At 62.9% G+C, this 18,401-nt stretch carries 16 protein-coding genes and 1 tRNA gene; 6 read left to right on the top strand and 11 right to left on the bottom strand.

From position 1 onward, the window contains the following. Positions 1-9: 9 nt before the first annotated feature. The 5 genes from ABW22_RS13225 to ABW22_RS13245 form a co-directional block, all read right to left on the bottom strand. Positions 10-103 (bottom strand) — tRNA-Ser (locus ABW22_RS13225). Between the two features lie 55 nt (positions 104-158). Beyond that, on the bottom strand, positions 159-1,388 hold the full coding sequence (locus tag ABW22_RS13230) for an aspartate kinase (protein ID WP_059757515.1): 1,230 nt from the start codon (positions 1,386-1,388) through the stop codon (positions 159-161). 48 nt (positions 1,389-1,436) lie between these two features. Then, the gene (gene rlmD, locus ABW22_RS13235) at positions 1,437-2,735 is read right to left on the bottom strand and encodes a 23S rRNA (uracil(1939)-C(5))-methyltransferase RlmD (RefSeq protein WP_059757518.1); all 1,299 of its coding nucleotides are present in this window, start codon (positions 2,733-2,735) and stop codon (positions 1,437-1,439) included. A gap of 81 nt (positions 2,736-2,816) precedes the next feature. Continuing rightward, complete coding sequence (locus ABW22_RS13240) at positions 2,817-3,608, bottom strand: 3'-5' exonuclease (RefSeq protein ID WP_059757521.1); 792 nt, start codon at positions 3,606-3,608, stop codon at positions 2,817-2,819. Positions 3,609-3,750: 142 nt separating this feature from the next. Further along, positions 3,751-5,043, bottom strand: a complete 1,293-nt coding sequence (locus ABW22_RS13245; protein ID WP_059757524.1) for an EAL and HDOD domain-containing protein — start codon at positions 5,041-5,043, stop codon at positions 3,751-3,753. A gap of 103 nt (positions 5,044-5,146) precedes the next feature. Between ABW22_RS13245 and ABW22_RS13250 the strand changes: the two genes are divergently transcribed. Together ABW22_RS13250 and ABW22_RS13255 are read left to right on the top strand one after the other, a co-directional pair. Then, the gene (locus tag ABW22_RS13250) at positions 5,147-6,589 is read left to right on the top strand and encodes a DUF4139 domain-containing protein (RefSeq protein ID WP_059757725.1); all 1,443 of its coding nucleotides are present in this window, start codon (positions 5,147-5,149) and stop codon (positions 6,587-6,589) included. Positions 6,590-6,721: 132 nt separating this feature from the next. Further along, positions 6,722-7,207 (top strand): FKBP-type peptidyl-prolyl cis-trans isomerase, encoded by a 486-nt coding sequence (locus ABW22_RS13255; protein WP_059757527.1) that lies wholly within the window; start codon positions 6,722-6,724, stop codon positions 7,205-7,207. Positions 7,208-7,586: 379 nt separating this feature from the next. Here the strand turns inward: ABW22_RS13255 and ABW22_RS13260 are convergent, their stop codons facing one another. From ABW22_RS13260 to ABW22_RS13280, 5 genes are all read right to left on the bottom strand, one after another. Then, a complete protein-coding gene (locus ABW22_RS13260; protein ID WP_059757530.1) occupies positions 7,587-8,096 on the bottom strand; it encodes an SCP2 sterol-binding domain-containing protein in 510 nt (169 codons plus the stop codon). Positions 8,097-8,390: 294 nt separating this feature from the next. Beyond that, a complete protein-coding gene (locus ABW22_RS13265) occupies positions 8,391-9,065 on the bottom strand; it encodes a hypothetical protein (protein ID WP_059757533.1) in 675 nt (224 codons plus the stop codon). Continuing rightward, positions 9,062-10,009, bottom strand: coding sequence for an MlaD family protein (locus ABW22_RS13270; protein WP_059757536.1), 948 nt, complete (start codon positions 10,007-10,009; stop codon positions 9,062-9,064). Before ABW22_RS13270 ends, ABW22_RS13265 begins: the two co-directional genes overlap by 4 nt. Then, a complete protein-coding gene (locus tag ABW22_RS13275; RefSeq protein WP_059757538.1) occupies positions 10,006-10,428 on the bottom strand; it encodes a hypothetical protein in 423 nt (140 codons plus the stop codon). Before ABW22_RS13275 ends, ABW22_RS13270 begins: the two co-directional genes overlap by 4 nt. A 26-nt stretch (positions 10,429-10,454) precedes the next feature. Further along, positions 10,455-11,249: an MlaE family ABC transporter permease gene (locus ABW22_RS13280; protein WP_059757541.1), complete on the bottom strand. Its 795-nt coding sequence runs from the start codon at positions 11,247-11,249 to the stop codon at positions 10,455-10,457. A 66-nt stretch (positions 11,250-11,315) separates the two neighbouring features. On the opposite strand from ABW22_RS13280, the gene ABW22_RS13285 reads away from it, so the two are divergent. Genes ABW22_RS13285 through ABW22_RS13300 form a run of 4 tightly spaced genes read left to right on the top strand, consistent with a single transcriptional unit; the run spans position 11,316 to position 15,782 of the window. Then, positions 11,316-11,846, top strand: a complete 531-nt coding sequence (locus ABW22_RS13285) for an SH3 domain-containing protein (protein ID WP_059757543.1) — start codon at positions 11,316-11,318, stop codon at positions 11,844-11,846. Then, positions 11,846-12,787 carry a M48 family metalloprotease gene (locus tag ABW22_RS13290; protein ID WP_059757546.1) on the top strand — a complete coding sequence of 314 codons (942 nt, stop codon included), beginning with the start codon at positions 11,846-11,848 and terminating at the stop codon, positions 12,785-12,787. Before ABW22_RS13285 ends, ABW22_RS13290 begins: the two co-directional genes overlap by 1 nt. Continuing rightward, complete coding sequence (locus ABW22_RS13295; RefSeq protein ID WP_059757548.1) at positions 12,784-15,000, top strand: CHASE2 domain-containing protein; 2,217 nt, start codon at positions 12,784-12,786, stop codon at positions 14,998-15,000. The genes ABW22_RS13290 and ABW22_RS13295 overlap by 4 nt, the downstream gene beginning before the upstream one ends. A gap of 17 nt (positions 15,001-15,017) precedes the next feature. After that, positions 15,018-15,782: a 3',5'-cyclic-nucleotide phosphodiesterase gene (locus ABW22_RS13300; RefSeq protein WP_059757551.1), complete on the top strand. Its 765-nt coding sequence runs from the start codon at positions 15,018-15,020 to the stop codon at positions 15,780-15,782. Here the strand turns inward: ABW22_RS13300 and ABW22_RS13305 are convergent. Beyond that, on the bottom strand, positions 15,779-18,397 hold the full coding sequence (locus ABW22_RS13305) for an ATP-binding protein (protein WP_237763347.1): 2,619 nt from the start codon (positions 18,395-18,397) through the stop codon (positions 15,779-15,781). The genes ABW22_RS13300 and ABW22_RS13305 overlap by 4 nt on opposite strands. Positions 18,398-18,401 lie beyond the last annotated feature (4 nt).

The raw sequence follows: 18,401 nt of genomic DNA on the forward strand, positions 1-18,401 counted from the left end.
ATCATAGTTTGGCGGAGACGGAGGGATTCGAACCCTCGATGCAGGTTTAAGCCCGCATGCTCCCTTAGCAGGGGAGTACCTTCAACCTCTCGGCCACGTCTCCGAACCGCCGCGAATTGTAGCGGAATGCGCGGCGGAAAGCCACCTTGGCAGGCCGTTTAAGCGGTGGCCTTGTCGAGTTCGAAGGCCTGATGCAGGGCGCGCACTGCAAGTTCCATGTATTTGTCCTCGACCACCACCGATATCTTGATTTCCGAAGTGGAGATCATCTGCAGGTTGATGTTTTCCTTCGATAGGGTTTCGAACATCTTGCGCGCGATGCCGACGTGCGAGCGCATGCCGACGCCGACGATGGAGACCTTGGCGATCTTGTCGTCGCCGGTGACTTCGCGTGCACCAATGCTGGTTGCCGTCGCCTTCACGATGTCCATCGCGCGGGCGAAGTCATTGCGGTGTACGGTGAAGGTGAAGTCGGTCGTATTTTCGTGACTGACGTTCTGCACGATCATGTCGATGTCGATGTTGGCGTCGGCGACCGGGCCGAGGATCTGGTAGGCGATGCCGGGCTGGTCGGGCACGCCGACCACGGTGATTTTGGCTTCGTCGCGGTTGAAGGCGATGCCTGAAATGACGGCCTGTTCCATGGTGTTGTTTTCCTCGAAGGTGATGAGCGTGCCGTCGCCTTCGTCCTGAAAGCTGGACAGCACGCGGAGTTTGACTTTGTATTTGCCGGCGAATTCGACTGAGCGGATTTGCAGCACCTTGGAGCCGAGGCTCGCCATTTCGAGCATTTCCTCGAAGGTGATGGTCTTCAGGCGCCGCGCCTCGGGCACGATGCGCGGGTCGGTGGTGTAGACGCCGTCGACGTCGGTGTAGATCTGGCATTCGTCGGCATTGAGCGCGGCGGCCAGCGCCACGCCCGTGGTGTCGGAGCCGCCGCGTCCCAGGGTGGTGATGTTGCCCTGTTCGTCGACGCCCTGGAAGCCGGCGACTACCAGCACGTGGCCGGCATCCAGATCGGCGCGCATCCGGGCTTCGTCGATCGACAGAATGCGCGCCTTGGTGAAGGCGTTGTCGGTGAGGATGCGCACCTGCGCGCCGGTATAGCTCTTCGCTTTCAGGCCCAGGTCCTTCAGCGCCATCGCCAGCAGGGCAATGGTGACCTGTTCGCCGGTCGACACCATCATGTCCAGTTCGCGCGGGTCGGGGCTGGCCTGAATCTGCCTGGCCAGCGCGATCAGCCGGTTGGTCTCGCCGGACATGGCGGAGAGCACGACGACCACCTGGTGCCCGAGCATTTTGAACTTGGCGACGCGCTCCGCCACCGCGCGGATGCGTTCGACGTTGGCGACCGAGGTGCCGCCGTATTTTTGTACGATGAGTGCCATGTTAGGGGCTAGGAGTTAGGGGCTAGGTAAAGGCGGGATATTAATGGATTAGCGCTCGAATAGCGCGATCGATTCCACATGCGCGGTATGCGGGAACATGTTGGCGACCCCGGCCGCTTCGAGCCGATAGCCCTTGGTGTGTACCAGTACCTCGGCGTCGCGCGCCAGCGTGGCGGGGTCGCACGAGACATAAACGATGCGCTGCGGCGCGCCCGCTTCGGGCAGGGATTTGACCATTTCGATGGCGCCGGAACGCGGCGGGTCGATCAGCAGCTTGTCGAAGGGTCCGAGGGCGGCGAACTTCTCTGGCGTCATTTCGAACAAGTTGTCGAGCGCGAAGCGGGCGTTGGCCAGATTGTTGTGTAGCGCGTTTTCTCGTGCACGCGCGACCAGTTCGGCGCTGCCCTCGATGCCCAGCACCGCGGCGCCGCTCTTGGCGAGCGGCAGGGTGAAGTTGCCCAGCCCGCAGAACAGGTCGGCGATGCGTTCGCCCGGCTGCGGGGCCAGCAAGCGCAGCGCGCGGCTGACCAGCGCGCGGTTCATGGCGACATTGACCTGGGTGAAGTCGGTCGGCCTGAATGGCATCACCAGGCCGAATTCGGGCAGGCTGTAGCTGAGCTCGGGCGCGATGTGGGGCCAGAAAGGACGCACGGTGTCGGGGCCTTTGGCCTGTTCCCAAATCTGTACGCGATGCTGGTCGGCGAAGGCCCGAACCTTGACGGCATCGTCGTCGGTCCAGGGTGCGAGCAGGCGGAACACCAGCACGGTGACATGCTCGCCGACGGCAACCTCGATCTGCGGAATGTGGTCTGCATTCGATAGCGCGTTGATCAACTCGCGTAGCGGCAGAAGCAGCTTTGATACGTCGGGCGTGAGGACTTCGCAGCTCGTCATGTCGACGATGAAGCTGGAGCGCTTTTCGCGGAAGCCGACCAGTCCGCCGCCTTTCTTGTCGAGCCACCGCGCCGACAGCCGCGCGCGGGTGCGGTAAGCCCAGCTCGGGCCGTGCAGGGCGGGCAGCATCACATCGGGTTTGACCTTGCCGATGCGGGCGAGGGTGTCTTCCAGCACGCGCTGTTTGGCGGCCACTTGGGCGCTAGCTTCCAGATGCTGCATCGAGCAGCCGCCGCAGCGGCCAAAATATTTGCAGCGCGGCTCGGCGCGCTGCGAGCTCGCTTTGAGGATGGCGATGGCGTTGGCCGAGTTGTATTTGGCGTGCTCGCGGTATACGGCGATTTCCGCGCGCTCGCCCGCCAGCGCGCCGTCGACGAAGGTGACCTTGCCGTCGATGCGGGCGATGCCGTGACCCGCGTGGTCGAGGGAAAGAATGTCGACGATGGGATTCATGGGTTCAATACATTAACCACAGAGACACAGAGGCAGGGAGAAAAACCTCGTGTGTTTTCTGTGCCTCTGTGGTGAAAAGGTTTATCCCCAGGCTGCCAGAAACTCCTGCCAGTGCGGGGCGGCATGGGCTTGCACGGTGCTGCGCGCAAGTTCGATTTCGGCGGCGTAAGCCGATTCGGAAAGCGTGCCGCGCATCTTCTGGAAACGCAGGTACACCAGCCAGGTATTCATCACGTCGGTTTCGCAGTAGTTGCGGATGGCGTCGATCTCACCCTGCTGGAAGGCGTCGAGCACCATCGAGCCGTCCATTCCCAGCTTGCCGGGAAAGCCGCACAGCTTGGCCATCTGGTCGAGCGGGGCATTGGCGCGCGGTTGGAACATCGCCAGCACGTCCATCAGATCCAGATGCCGGGTGTGGTAGCGCGACAGGTAGTTATTCCACTTGAAATCCTTGTCGTCGTCGCCCCAGTCCCAGTAGCGCGCCGCTGCAATGCCATGAACCAGGCTGCGGTAGTGCAGCACCGGCAGGTCGAAGCCGCCGCCGTTCCACGACACCAGCTGCGGGGTGTAGCGCTCGATGCCGTCATAGAAGCGCTGGATCAACTCGGCTTCGCTGCTGTCGGGCTCGCCCAGTGACCAAACCTTCAACTGGTCTCCGCCGCCTGGATCAGAGCGGCGCAGCACGCAGGAAATGGCGACGATGCGGTGCAGGTGATGCGGCATGAAGTCGCTGCCGGTTTTCTGGCGTCGGGCGAGCAGCGTCATTTCGGCAAGCTCGGCCTGCGGCAGCGCCGCCGTGTCTATGCTGTTGACTGCGGCGAACCCAGCGAGGTCGGGAACCGTTTCAATGTCGAAAACCAGGGTGGGATGCATAAGGTCAGTGAGCGAGAAAAACCGCCATTTTATGCCAACTCAAAAACAAAACCTGCTTTGCCGTGCTCGCCTCGTCGTGCTCCAGCACTGTCTGCAGCCCGGCTTCGCGCCATTTCTGATTCTGAGCTGGAAGTTGATGCTGTCAGTGCAGGGCTTCGTCGAGCGCCGAGGCGGCAATCAGGGCATCCAGATAGGCCACGGAAATCTGGTGCAGCGGAATCTTCAGTTGCTGCGCGTGCGCGGCCAGGGTTTCGGCGTCGTTGTTTTCACAGGCATACGCCAGCTGCAGCATGACGCCTTCGGGTGAGGGATGCGCGCTCAATGCGCGTGCGCTTGTCGCCGATAGCCCCAGCTTGCGGATGAGCGTTTCCACCGGCAGCGACAGCGCGCGCGGGGCAATCGATAACAAGCCGATTTCGAAGGCGTCGGCGGCACTTTCGGCGGGGGCACCCAGGCGGGTGATCTTGCCCATGAACAGCGCCCGAGTGAGTGCGGTCACGGCATAGTGGCGCATCGACTCGGTCGGTTGCTTGCCGGTCAGCGCCAGCAGTGCCGCGACCCGGCGGGCGCGTTGTGGCCCCAGCATGACCAATGCATGGGCTGCCGATTCGGCGGGCCGGCTCAAGCCGCCGACCTGGGAATTGGCAATGGCAAGCATACGCGGTGTCATATCCGGATTCAGCCGGAAGAACTGCACCAGGGTGTCGACCGACTCGCGCAGGGTGATGGCCAGCAAGTCCAGCTGAACTGCCTGCTCGTGGCTGATTTCGGCGGGTTGGGTGTCGCCGGAAAAGAAGCTGCCCTTGAACCAGGCGTTCTCGGGCCAGCGGGCCTGAGTATGCGAATGTCGCACGCCTTCCACGATCAGGCGCGCAGCAAGCACGGGCGGCGTGTCGTCGGCGTGGCAGGTCAGGTAGGACCAGGCAGAAGCGCTGTCCTGCACGATCGCGTTGTTGCGATTGAGCGTGGGGCAGAACGTCAGGCCGGCATCCCGCAACGCCAGGGTGCGTGCCAGATGCTGTTCGTTGTCGATGTCCACGCACCAGATCAGCTGGCGTTGATTGATTTGCTGCGGGATGTCGCTGAACAGCACCCCCGCACTGATCCGCACCAGCAAAGGCAGCTTGCCGGTCAGGCCGCCCTGCGTCAATGAATAGAGACCGGTCAGCAACATATCCTCTTCCATTTGCCGCAGCTCGGGCGGGGCATCGGCGGGCGCGGCGCGGCCGCGCAGGACCAGCTGATGCGCAACCAGGTTGGAGGCGGCGTCGAACAACGGATCAAACGACAAAAAGCGCGCGCGCAGGGCCTCCTCGCGAACCGGGGTGCTGTTGTCGATGCCGAGCATTTGCGTCACGACCACGGGCTGTTCGGATTTGCGGGTGTTGATGCCACCGCCGACGATGCGGGATGGATGGGGATCGTCTGAGGTCATGTCATTCACTGCGGGGGTAGTACGATCATTCTAGCGCGGCGAACCATTTTTGGTGCGGTTCGGTCATCATGGCGCTTTGCCGCAAGGTGTGCAGGAGCCCAACATGACGAAGAAAAAACTGCTGAATACGATGATCGCCGGGCTGATGGCCGCATCCCATGCCAGTTGGGCCGCGCCGCGCGAAGAAATCGCCAGTAGCGCAGCCGACCAGCAAAGTGTGGCGGTCACCATTTACAGCGACAACCTGGCGCTGATCAAGGATGCCAGGCGGGTCAGGCTTGCGCGCGACATCAACCAACTGGCGTGGCGCGACGTATCGGCGCAGATGCGGCCGGAAACCGCGCAACTGCGCAATGTGTCGAACCCAGCGGGGTTCCGGCTACAGGAACAGACCTTCGATTTTGATCGGTTGACGCCCGGAAAACTGCTCGAAAAATACGTCGGACGTGAAGTCGGCGTGATCCGCACTCATCCCAGCACCGGGGCTGAAACCCGCGAGACCGCCACCGTGCTGTCGACCCACAGCGGCGTGGTGCTGCAGTTTGCCGATCACATCGAAGCCGGGGTGCCGGGGCGGCTGGCGTTTCCGGACGTGCCCGATACGCTGCGCGACACGCCCACGCTGGTCATCTCGCTGGTCAATCCGACAGCGGGCACACAGAACCTGGAGCTGTCCTATCTGACCGGCGGGTTGTCGTGGCGCGCCGATTATGTGGCCGAATTAAACGAGCGCGACGACCGGCTTGATCTGAATGGCTGGGTGACGCTGACCAACCAGAGCGGCGCGGCTTACCCCAATGCCAGGCTGCAATTGGTGGCGGGCGATCTCAACCGGGTACGCGATGCCGAGCCGATGCCGCGTGCGACGATGGCGATGGCGGCCAAGGTGGCCGATGCAGCCGAAATGCAGCAGGAATCGCTGTTCGAGTATCACCTCTACACGCTGCAGCGCCCCACCACGCTGGCGGAAAACCAGACCAAGCAGGTGGCGTTGATGTCGGCGAGCCGGGTGCCGGTGAAGAAGGAATTTCTGCTCCAAGGCGCGAATTATTATTACACCGGGCAGCACGGCGAGTTGGGGCAGAAAATCAAGGTCGGGGTGTTCGTCGAGTTCGACAACAAGGGCGAAGGCCTCGGCATGCCCTTGCCCCGCGGCGTGATCCGCCTGTACAAGCAGGACAGCCAGGGCAATGCGCAGTTCGTCGGCGAAGACCGCATCGACCACACGCCGAAGAACGAAACCGTGCGCCTCAAGCTCGGTGATGCGTTCGACGTGACGGCCGACAAGAAACAGACCGCCTTCCAGAAACTGGCCGGCACCAGCCGTTACAACTACGTGTTCGAGTCGGCCTATGAAATCGTGCTGAAAAACGCCAAGCCGGAAGCGGTGACCGTCATCGTACGCGAGCCGATGCCGGGCGACTGGACGATGGTGAGCGAATCGCAGCCGCACACCAAGGCGGCGTCCGGCATGGCCGAATGGCGGGTATCGGTGCCCGTCGGGGGCAAGGCGACGCTCAGCTACCGCGTGCGCGTCAGGTACTGAGCCCGCGTGGCCGGCGGTGGACGGTGATCAGGTCGATTTGCGGGGGCAACCTTCATGGGTATCATAAGCATGTGTGCAGGCGCCAAACAGGTGCGGACGCAGCATTTTTTTCGACGCTTAGGATGAGACAGCATGGTCACCGTGACACAGAACAAACTCGTATACATCACCTATTCCATCCTTGACGCGCGCGGCATGGTCGTCGAGCAGTACGATATTCCGGTTGGCTATGTGCAGGGCGCCAACAGCGGCATTTTGCCGGCGATCGAGTCGGCGGTGGTGGGCCGCAAGGTGGGCGAGCGGGTTGAGATCACGCTGACGCCCGAAGAAGGGTATGGTCTGCGCGACGAGAGCCTGGTGTTTACGGACGATATCGAGAACGTGCCGCCGCAATTCAGGCGCGTCGGCGCTGAAGTCATGTTCGAGAACGATACGGGCGAGACCAAGGTGTTTTACGTCACCGCGATCGAGGACGACAAGCTCACGCTGGACGGCAACCCTTCACTGGCCGGACAGAGCGTGACCTGCCTGGTGAACGTGATGGATATTCGCGAGGCCACGCCGGAGGAAATCCGCAACGGGCGGCCGCTCGACGTCAAAACCGGTACGGTTCATTAAAAAACCTAAAAACCGCAGTTGACCGCGCATCACCCTGAGGAATGCAGCATGGATATTGGTTTTTCTGCCTTCGACCACGCCCACCTACAGGGTGAGTTCGTTACGCACCCGCTGGCACGCCTGGTCGTGCGCCTGCCTTGGTCGCCCCACCCGCAAGGGGTAGGCCGTGGTTGTAAAGCCGCTAAAGCGGCAACAACCACGCACGTCGTTGCAGGCCCCGGCCTGCCGCCTCCTCGCTTCGCGGCATCCACCCGCCCAGACGCACCATCGAGCGCGTCCAACTGCGGTTTCTAGGTTGAACCGGTTCATTAAAACCAGTACGGTTCAATGACGCAAAAAGGCCGGGATCGCTCCCGGCCTTTTTTGTGGCGCAAGCCGCTTACTTCGCAGGGCAGGCCTGGTCGCCCGGAATCTTGCCCGGCAACTGCAGGAAGGCGCCGAATGGTCCCATCACGCCCATGGCTTCCATTTTCGGGCCGGTGAACTTGAGGCGGCCGAACATCATGGCCTTCATCGGGCCGTATTCGCCCGCGCCCATTTCATTCCAGCGCTCGGTGGTGGCGTGCATGGTGTAGTCGACCGCGTGATCCATCTTGGTGTTCTGCACGGCGCCGCCATAAACGCACATGGCCTTGCCATTCTTGTCCGCGATTTTCAGCTCGGTCTGGGTTGCTTCGCCGCAGTCGGTGCGATACAGGTGAATGATCTTGTAGCCGCGGTCCCTGTTGTTTTTGATCCATTGGTCACTCAGGCCGTCGGTCAGGGTGGCGTCCTTGTTCCAGGCGTCGCAAGCCTGCGCGGTCCACTCGGTGGACATCATGGCGGGTGCTGCGTGCGCAGCGGTTGAGAGCATTGCCAGGGCAGCCAGCGCGATGGTCGTGTATTTCATAAGCACCTCCTCTTGGTTGGATAACGGACTACAGCTTGTTGGTATGCAAATACTATGTTTACGGGAAGCTGGACAATAGTCGCGCCCTATGGGCTTGTCAATGCGGCTGCCGGCTTTCCAGGAAACCGTCCTGACAGAACCTGCCGGCACGGCTTAGGGAAACACTGATTAATTCGATATAACCGTCATTGCGAGCGAAGCGCGGCAATCCAGCGCATTGATTAAGCAGGCATTTCTGGATTGCCGCGTCGCTTCGCTCCTCGCAAAGACGGATTAATCAGCGTCTCCTTAGGGTTATTTGGGGGGCGGCAGAAGAAGGCTCTGTTCAACCAGCCGAATGCGCCGGGCGAGCCGGGCCTGTTCGGTCAGATTGCCCTGGGCTGCGGCCTGTTCCTGCTGCAGCTTCAGGTAGGTCAGCAGGGGCTGGCGCCAGCCGCGTTCCGAGGCGGTTTCAACAGCCACTTCCAGCGTGGCGGCATCGGCTTCCTGACGTATCACTAGCAGGCTGGCGTCGAGCAGGCGTGCCAGCGGGTCGGCGATCCGGCTCAGCGTTTCAGGCCGCCTCTCGGCCGGCGTGCGCACCAGGTCGCGGTGCTGGCTGGGCAGCAGGGCGACATTGAGGGCGTCCCAGCGCAGGGCGAGGAACTGATAGTAGGCATGATCCGCCGCGTTCGGCGCGATGGCGGCGAGCTCGGCGTACTCGGCGCAGGCATCGTCGATCAGCATGGCGCGGCGGGTGGCGCAACGCACCAGCCACAGGCGCGCGGTCTCGGTGACGCGGCCGGCGCCGCCGGTGGCGGTGACAGCCTGCTGGAAATAGCGCTCGGCCAGCGTGTTTTCGCCCAGCAGGGCATGCTTCTGATAACGCTCGATGAGATCAGCTGCATCGGTTTTCCAGTCGGGCGGCGGTGGGCCGCCGCTGCAGCCCGTAAGCGCAACCAGGCAGGCGAGGGCGAGCAGGGTCCTCATGGCAGTTTCACCTCGGGGTCGCGCTTGAACGGCCATTTCTTGTTGATCTCGTTGACCAGCGCGCTAGCCTTGCGCACCGCATCGTCGATCTCGGTGCGCAGCGTGGCAATGTCTTGCGTCCCTTCCTTGACGTCGGCGGAAATCGCCACCGCGTTGGTCATCAGGGCATCGACTTTTGTCAGGCTGGATTGCGCGTCATTCAGCATCAGTCGTATCTGGGCCAGCGATTCGTGCGTTTGCTCGGCCACGCCGTCTGGTGCAAACAGCCATTGATCGGCTTTGGCGGCCATGCCGTCCATTTTCAGCGCCAGGCTGTCGAGCCTGCTGATGAGGACGCGGGTTTTATCGAGAGACTCGGTCACCGCGCGGGCCTTTTCCGGGCTGCCGAGAATGCTTTCCAGCATGCCGTATTCGCCGGTCATGCGTCCGGTCACCGTTTGCAAGTTGGCCAGGGTGGCATTGATTTCGCCGTCCTTGCGGGTGAGGTGCTCGACGTTGTCGAGCACCGCCTTGACCCGTTCGACCAGTGCCGGAAGCTCCTTGCTGATGTCGGAGGTGAGCAGCAGCACCGTGGCGTTGTCGGGCAGTGCGGGGGCGTCGAGATCGGGCGAGTCGACGCGAATCTTGGCGCCGCCGACGATGGGTTTGTCGAGGGTAAAGGTGCTGTTCTCCCTCAGCCATTTTGCATTGCGTTCAAAGAAGGTGGCGTGAATGATGATGCCGCCCGCTTCATTCAGCCCCAGCGTGGTGACGCGGCCGATTTCGATACCGGAAAACACCACCGGCACCCCGGCTGCGACGCCATCGGCGCTGGCTGCGGCCAGTTGCAGGTGGAAGGTGTCTTCAAAAAATCCGCGCGCATGCAGCAGATAAACCACGAATGCGCCCGCCAGCAGCAGCGAGGCGGCGGCAAACAATCCGACCTTGAAATGCAGTTTATTCATTCTGAATGCAATGCCTGGTTATATAGAACCTGGTTCCAGCTGAAGTCGTAAATTTCCCAGGTGCCGGTCATGTCTGCCTGCGACGCCAGTTGATCGATGAAGGCGGGGTAGGGCACATCGTAAAGCATGGCGCCGGGACGGTCGATCACCAGACGCGGGCGCTTGAGGATGAGCGCGCGCGCCAGCTTGGTGACAAAGCGCTGGGCCGGCGTCATGTCGGAGTCGCGCAGCAATGCAATCTCGGTGTGGTCCAGTTGGTCCAGCATGGCCTGCGCCTGCCGGGTTGATTCGACTGCGTTGTAATGGCGCTGATAGAGCGGAATCAGCGCAATGTTTTCAAGCGCCGACAGATTCGCCCGCAGTGGCAGATCGAGTGCGACACGCGCCACGTCATCGGGCAGGACGGCAACAGCAGCCATCAGCGCGGAGCGATCGGCAAACGAAGTCAGATGTATTTGAGCGCTAATGACACCACCTCGATTGTCACAATGGCGAAGAACACCCGCATCATGCCGCGCAGCACGGAGACCGGAACCATGAAGAGTTTTTTCGGCGTTTCGAGCCCGGCGGTGACCGGGATCAGGGTGACCGCCAGTCCGAACAGCGCGCACTTGACGAGCAGTCCAGCCATGATTGTAAAATCGAAGATTTTTGCGATGGTCTGGGTATAAGGTTCAAAGCCCGCCGTGCTCATGCCGTAGATGGTGAGGTAGCCCATCAACAGGGCGAGCAGCCCGGCCAGGCCGGCCAGGATGACGACCGAGACCACGCCGCCGATCAGCCGTGGCAGAAACTCGAACTGCATCGGCGGAACCTTACAGTGCGCCAGCGCATCCAATTCGTTGTTGACCTGCATCAGGGCGACTTCGGTGTTGATCGCGCTGCCGGAACGCAAGGCGATAAAGAGCGCAGTCAGGAAGGGCAGCAGTTCGAGCACCAGCACGCGAATGGTCATTTCGCTGGCGAAGGCAGTGAGGCCGAAATCGCGTGCGGTGGACAGGATGATGGTGATGATGAGCCACGAAATGACCAGTGCGTAGCCCAGGAAAACAGGCAGAATCTGCACGGCGGTAAAGTAAACCTGCTTCACGACGACGTCGAAGGTGGCGCGGTTCCAGGTGGTGCGATCCAGCAGCAGCAAGCCGGCCTTGGCCAGAAAGGCAAACATGGCGTAACCGACGGTGAACCAGCCGACGACCTTGGCGCCGAGCGATTCGATGGAAGCCGTAAGAAAATTCATTGCGGCATCTTAACGCCATAGAATGGCAGGCCATACAGTTTTGCAGTCAGATGGAGAAGTCACACGATGAAAACATTCTTGATTCCGGCAGCCGTGCTGGTGCTGTGCGTGACCGCAGCATCTGCCTGGGCTGCGCCCGGCACGGTCTTGCGCAATGAAAAGCTCTATAGTCAGCCCAGTGCAAGCGCCAAGGTGGCAGGGACTGTGGCCAAAGGGGCCAGCGTCGGCATCCTCGCCAAGCAGGGTGGCTGGCTGCGCGTGACCTCAGGCAAAACCACCGGCTGGATCCGGCTGCTCTCGGTGCGCGCGGGGGCGGGCGGGCTGGGCGGAACCAGGGTGGGCGATGTGGTGGGAGCCGCGACCACGCGGTCCGACCCCAGCCGCGTGGTCGCGGTGGCCGGCCTGCGGGGCCTGAATGACGAAGACCTGAAGCGGGCCCAGTTCAATGCCGACGAACTGGCGCGTCTGGATGCCTTGAGCGTGATGGCGGCGCAGGCCAGAAGCTTTGCCCGCCAGTCCGGTCTGGCCGCAGTCAATGTGGCGGAATTGCCCAAGCCCCAGCCCGAGCAGTCATCTTCGCCGTGGGGGGACAACTGATGAAAATCAAACTGATGCTATTGGCCGTTTCGCTGGTTTCCTTCAGCAGCGCGTCAGCCGGATTCGACTTCGGCAAATTGCTCGAAGAGCGCTTGAGCAAGGAACTGAACAAGGATAAGCAGACGCAGCCGACACCGGCTCAAACAACGACCCCGGCCCCCGCTGCGGCACAAAGCGCCGCAGCGAGCCCGCCTCCAGCCAATCAGAAAATCGATGCCCGGCAACTGGGCTTTGCGCTGTTCGGCGATTACTCGCTTGAAGAGGAAAACCGCATCGGCAGACAGATTTCCGGCAACCTGCTGGGTGCGGTGCCGCTGGTGCGCGACAACAAGTTGCAGAACTATGTCAACCTGGTCGGCAAGTGGGTGGCGCTGCAGAGCGGACGCCAGGATGTCACCTGGCATTTCGGCGTTCTCGACACCGAGGCCATCAACGCCTTTGCCGCGCCGGGGGGCTACATCTTCGTGACCAAGGGCCTGTATCGCCTGCTCAACAACGAGGCCGAGCTGGCTGGCGTGCTGGGGCATGAAATCGCCCACGTCACGCAGAAGCATCACCTCAAGGTGCTCAAGCAATCCAGCCTGATCGGGGCGCTGGGGCAAGCCGCCAGCAGCAAGGCGAAAGGCAGCGACCAGGTGGTGCAGAACCTGATCGGCAACGGCGCAGAAATCATGGCGCGCGGGCTCGACAAGAACGCCGAACACGAGGCGGATCGCGCCGGCATGGTGTATGCCGCGCGCGCCGGCTACGACCCGTGGGGGCTGCCCAGCGTGTTGCAGGACATGGCGGCCTTGCCCGCGGGGGACAACCGCACCAGCCTGCTCTACAAAACCCACCCGCACCCGGCTGATCGCCTTGCAGCGCTGGGCGAGGCGGTGGATGGGCGTCTCGATGCCGTTCGCGGCAAGGAACTGGCCGACCGTTTCTACCGTATCAAGTGAAGCGCGTTTTATCCAGGCTGGCGCAGGCAGGGCTGTCTGCGCTGTTTGTTTTGCTGATCGCGGCGCACGTTGTGGGTCTGATCCATATCGCCCCCATGCAGCGCGCCGAGGCTTGGTTGTATGACGCCTGGCTGATTCGCACTGCGCCGGCCGGGGTGGATGATCGCGTGGCCATCCTCGACATCGACGAGGCCAGCCTGAAAAGCCTCGGCCGCTGGCCGTGGAGCCGCGACACCCTGAGCACGCTGGTCGAGCGGCTGTTCGACCGCTATGGCGTGGCGGCGGTCGGCTTCGACGTGGTGTTTGCCGAACCGGACACGAGTTCGGGCCTCGATACCCTCAAACAGCTGGCGTCCAGCGATCTGGCGGGCAGCCGCGATTTCAGGGCGGCACTCGAACAGCTTGCGCCGCGCCTCGATTACGACGCCCGCTTTGCGCGGGTGCTCGCCGAACGTCCGCTGTCGCTGGGCTATTACTTCATTCCGCAAGGCTACGGTGACGCCAAAACCGGCATGTTGCCGCCGCCGTCGCTGCCTGCCGCTGCGTTTGGCCCGTTGCAGCCCGGTACGCCGCCGCCCACCGGCTATGGTGCGAATCTGGCCGCCTTCCAGCAGGCGGCGCAGGGTGCAGGATTTTTCAACATGCGGGCCGACGAGGATGGCACGGCACGCCAGATGAATCTGGTCAGCCTGTATGACGCAGGCTACTACCTGGCGCTGTCGGCTTCCACGCTGCGGGTGGCGTTCGGTGGCGATCCGGCGCTTGCCGGCATCGACAGGCAGTCGGTGCTCGGCCGGCAATACCTGTCGCCGTGGCTGGAAGTAGGCGGCATTCGCGTTCCGCTCAGCGCGGACGGCACTGTGCATGTGCCGTATCGCGCCGGTTCGCCGTTTCCCTACCTGTCAGCGGCTGACGTGCTGGCAGGCAAGGCGCCGCTGGAACAACTGGAGAACCGTATCGTGCTGCTGGGGTCGACCGCCCCGGGTCTGGCCGACCTGCGGGTGACGCCGTTTTCCAATGCCTTCCCGGGGGTAGAGATCCATGCGCATTTGATCGCCGGCATGCTCGACGGCACCATCCGCGCCACGCCGCCGTGGGCGGACGACGCGCGGCTGGCCGCCGTACTGCTGCTGGGTGCCTTGCTGACTGCGGTGCTGCTGCGTTTCGGGCCGACCGTCGGCCTGGCCGCCAGCATGGTGCTGCTGGCGTTGCTGCTGGCAGCCTACGGCGCGGCATGGTCGCGCTTTTGGGTGGTGCCGATGGCGGCGCCGATGCTGACGCTGCTCGGCCTGTATGCGCTCAACACCGCCTACGGCTTTTTTGCCGCGACGCGCAGCAAGCGCCAGATCACCAAGCTGTTCGGCCAGTACGTGCCGCCCGAACTGGCTGCAGAAATGAGCCAGAATCCGGCGCATTACACGATGGAAGGGCAGTCGCGCGACATGAGCGTGCTGTTCTCCGACATCCGCGGTTTCACCAATTTCTCCGAGAAGCTGCCACCGGCCGAACTCGCCGAAGTGCTGAACGCTTATCTTTCGACGATGACGCGCATCGTGCAGCAGCATCGCGGCACCATCGACAAGTACATCGGCGACGCCATCATGGCATTCTGGAACGCGCCGGTGGATCTCGCCGACCACGCCACCCGCGCGGTGCAGACCGCGCTCGACATGCAGGCAGCGCTGGCGCAGCTGAATCAGGAATTCGCCGCGCGCGGCTGGCCCGACGTGAAGATCGGCGTCGGCGTCAACACCGGGCGCATGAGCGTCGGCAACATGGGCTCCGAATTCCGCATGGCCTATACGGTGATGGGCGATGCGGTGAACCTCGGCTCGCGTCTGGAGGGCATCACTAAGCAGTACGGCGTCGGCATCCTCGTCACCCAGACCACGGTCGAGGCCGATCCCGTTCACGCCTTCATGAAGGTCGACGACGTGCGCGTCAAGGGCAAGGAAACCCCGGTGGCGATCTATGAACCGCTGGGGCCGAAAGACGGCCTCGCCGATACGGTGCGCCAGGATGCGGCCGAGTTCGAAGCCGCGTTTGCACGCTATCAGGCGCAGGACTGGGATGCTGCCGAAGCCGCCTTGCGCGCGCTCAACGCCCGTGCGCCGCGCACACTGTACGATATCTACCTCGAGCGCATCGCGCATTTCCGCGAAGTGCCGCCGTCCGCAGATTGGGACGGCGTGTTTGTCTACACCACCAAATAGCCACGATAAAAACAGCGATGAAACTCACCATCCTCGGTTGCAGCGGCGGCATCGGCAGCGGGCGCCACACCACCTGCCTCAAGGTCGACGACGATGTGCTGATCGATGCCGGCACCGGCATCACCACGCTCGACTTCGAGCAGCTGCTGGCGATCGATCACGTGTTCCTCACCCATGCCCATCTCGACCACACGCTTGGCTTGCCGCTGCTGCTCGACAGCGTGGGCGACCTGCGCGCCACCCCGCTGACGGTGCATGCGCTGCCCGAGGTGCTGGCGGTCTTGTCTACCCACCTGTTCAACTGGCATTTGTGGCCGGATTTTCGCGAGATTCCGAGTGCGGAGTCGCCGTGGCTGCGGTTTGCGCCCCTGGACTTTGGCGAGGCGCTCACGCTGAAGGGGCGGACGTTCAGGCCACTGCCGGTGAATCATGTGGTGCCGGCGTGCGGCGTCCATCTGGCCACGACGGCGGGGAGCCTGGTGTTCAGCGGCGACACCACGCACAGCGACGCCTTCGTCGCCGCGCTCAACGCCATTCCCGACCTGTGCCACCTCATCATCGACACCTCGTTCGAGAACGCGCTGGTCGATATCGCGCAGGCGTCGAAGCATCACTGGCCGGATTCGCTGGCGGCAGAACTGCAGGCGCTCAGCGTGCGCCCCGAGCTCTGGATCACCCACCTGAAACCGGGCAACGAGGCGGCGATCATGAACGAGTTGCGCGCCGCCGCGCCCAACTGGGGTCTGGAGGCCTTGATGCAGGGACAGGTGATCGAGCTTTAAAGTCCTTCGTTCGCCTTGGCACCCTGTGCACGCCGCGACGCGACGTCAGGCGTGGGTGCGAAGAAGCTTTCCAGTGCCGCCAATTCGGCCGCAGCAGCGGCGAAATCGCCACCTTGCACACTGGCCTCGATACGTGCGGCGCCCGCCTGGATGGCGCGGGCCATCACGCTGGCCGCAGCGCCCTTGAGGGCATGGGCCTCCTTGCGGCAGGGCTCGGGCTGGCCTTGCTCGATCCCCTGTTTCAGCGCAGCCAGACTGGCTGCGGTGGTGCTGAGAAAGACCGCTTCCAGCTCCTTCACCAACCCCGGATTGCCGGGATAACGCGCATGCAGGGCCGGCAGATCGAGCAGCGGGGCGCGAGAGGCTGCCGGCTCGGCCGCTGACAGCCATTGCAGCAGCAGGGCGGCCAGCGCTGCCTCGGTGTAGGGTTTGCTCAGGTAATCGTTGGCCCCGGCTGCGAGGCAGGCTTCGCGGAAGCCGGCGTTGGCATTTGCGGTCAGCGCGATGATGGGGATGTGGCGGGTGCCCGTCGGCAGGCGACGAATCTGCCGGGTGGCCTCCAGGCCATCCATTTCCGGCATTTGCCAGTCCATCAGCACCAGGTCGAAGTCATCCGTTTCCAGCAGCGCCAGCGCTTGCTTGCCGTTGCCGGCCAGGGCGTACTGCAGGCCTATTTCGCGCAGCTGGTGTGCCAGCATTTTCTGGTTCACCGGATGGTCTTCCACGACCAGGATGCGCCCTTGCAGTTGAACGGCTGTTTGTGCAGGCAGTTCAACCGGCGGCAGCGTGGTGGTGGGCAGGCGCAGCGCCAGGGTGAAACAACTGCCTTTGCCTGGGGCGCTCTCGACTTTGAGTTGTCCGCCCATCAGCTCGGCCAGCTGACTGCTGATCGCGAGCCCCAGTCCGGTGCCGCCGTAGCGACGCGTGGTCGACGAATCCGCCTGTGAAAAGGCCTGGAACAGGCGCGTCTGCGTTTCGGCACTGATGCCGATACCGCTGTCCCGCACGCTGAACAGGCAATTGACCGTGCCGTCCGTCGCTTCGAATGTCGCATGCAGTTCGATCTCGCCCTGGTGGGTGAACTTGATGGCATTGTCGACCAGGTTGAGCAGGATCTGGCGGATGCGGGTGGGGTCGCCCAGCAGGGCGGCGGGTGGATTATCGGGGAGCGTCAGCGTCAGGCGCAGGTTTTTTTCCATCGCGTGCGCCTGGAAGAGTGCGACTACGCTCTGTGCCAACGCGACCGGCGAGAAGGCGATCGCTTCGATGGCCAGTTTGCCGGCCTCGATCTTGGAGAAGTCGAGGATGTCGTTGATGATGGTGAGCAGGTTCTCCGCCGAGCTTTTCAGGGTGGACGCATATTCGCGCTGGCGGCCGTCGAGCGGCGTTTTCAGCAGTAGACCGCTCATGCCCAGAATGCCGTGCATGGGGGTGCGGATTTCGTGGCTGACGTTGGCGATGAACTGCGATTTGGCGTGCGCCATTTGCAGGGCGGCCTCGCGTGCGGCCTCCTTGGCGGCCTCGGCGGCGCGGCGTTCGGAGACGTCGCGCATGATCGCCTGGATCACCGGCCGGTCTTCCAGTTGCATCGCGTGCAGGGCGATTTCGGCCGAGAACACCGAGCCGTCCTGGCGCCGTCCATGCCAGTCCATCACCGCATGCCCCTGGCTTTTGGCTTGGTCTATGGTGCGCTTGGCGTGGTCGTAGGCCGTCATGCCATTCGCCTGGACCGGGGTGCCGAGTTGCGAAATGGGGAGACGCAGGAACGAGGCAACCGAGTCCATGCCAAACAGCGACAGCGTGGCCGGGTTGCAATCGGTGAATCCCTGGTTGTCGAGGATGACGACAGCGTCTGAATTGGTTTCGAACAGGGTCTGGTACTTCTGTTTTTCCGTGTCCAGTTGCCGTGTCTGCGTCAGCATGCGGCGGCTCACCAGCACGGCGACCAGCACGGCCAGCAGCGTGGCGACGATGCCCAGCACCAGCATCAGGTTGCGGGTGGCCTGGTAGGCGGTGAAGGTTTTTCCGAGTGCGGCTTCGTTGGCCTCGCGCTGTAGTCGGGTCATGTTGTCGAGCGCTTCGACCAGGCGGTTTTGCAGGGGGATGGCTTCGTCCTGCAGTTGCGTCAGTGCGCCGTAATTGTTCTCGTCGAGCGCCGCCTCGACCACGCTTAACATGACTGGCTGGTTGCTGGCAATGACGCTGTCGAGTTCATCCATCAGCCTTTTTTCGTCCGGCGTGCTGAGCATGGCGACCAGTTGGCCGCGATCCTTGGCGTAGCGTTCGCCGTATTCCAGGAACTGCATGAACATCGCATCCTTTTCCCAGGGGTCGATCGACACCACGATGTTATGCATCAGCATCGCCCGGTCGCGCAGGGCGTCGCGCATTTGCGAGGCCAGCCGGGTCTTGACGTTGTTGACCGAGACGACGTTGGCCAGTTCGTTATTGAGGTGTGCCATTTGGGTGACCCCCAGCCCGATCACTGCAACCATCAGCAGCATGGCGGCGGCAAAGCCGATCCCCACATTGAACAGCAGGCCGCGCAGCGGGTAGGCAGCCACTTGCCCGCTTGCGGGCGTGGTCGCTGCATCAACGGACGTGATGGGTGACACGGCT

It is taken from the genome of Thiobacillus denitrificans, assembly GCF_001530125.1.
GTDB classification, from domain to species: Bacteria; Pseudomonadota; Gammaproteobacteria; order Burkholderiales; family Thiobacillaceae; genus Thiobacillus; species Thiobacillus denitrificans_C.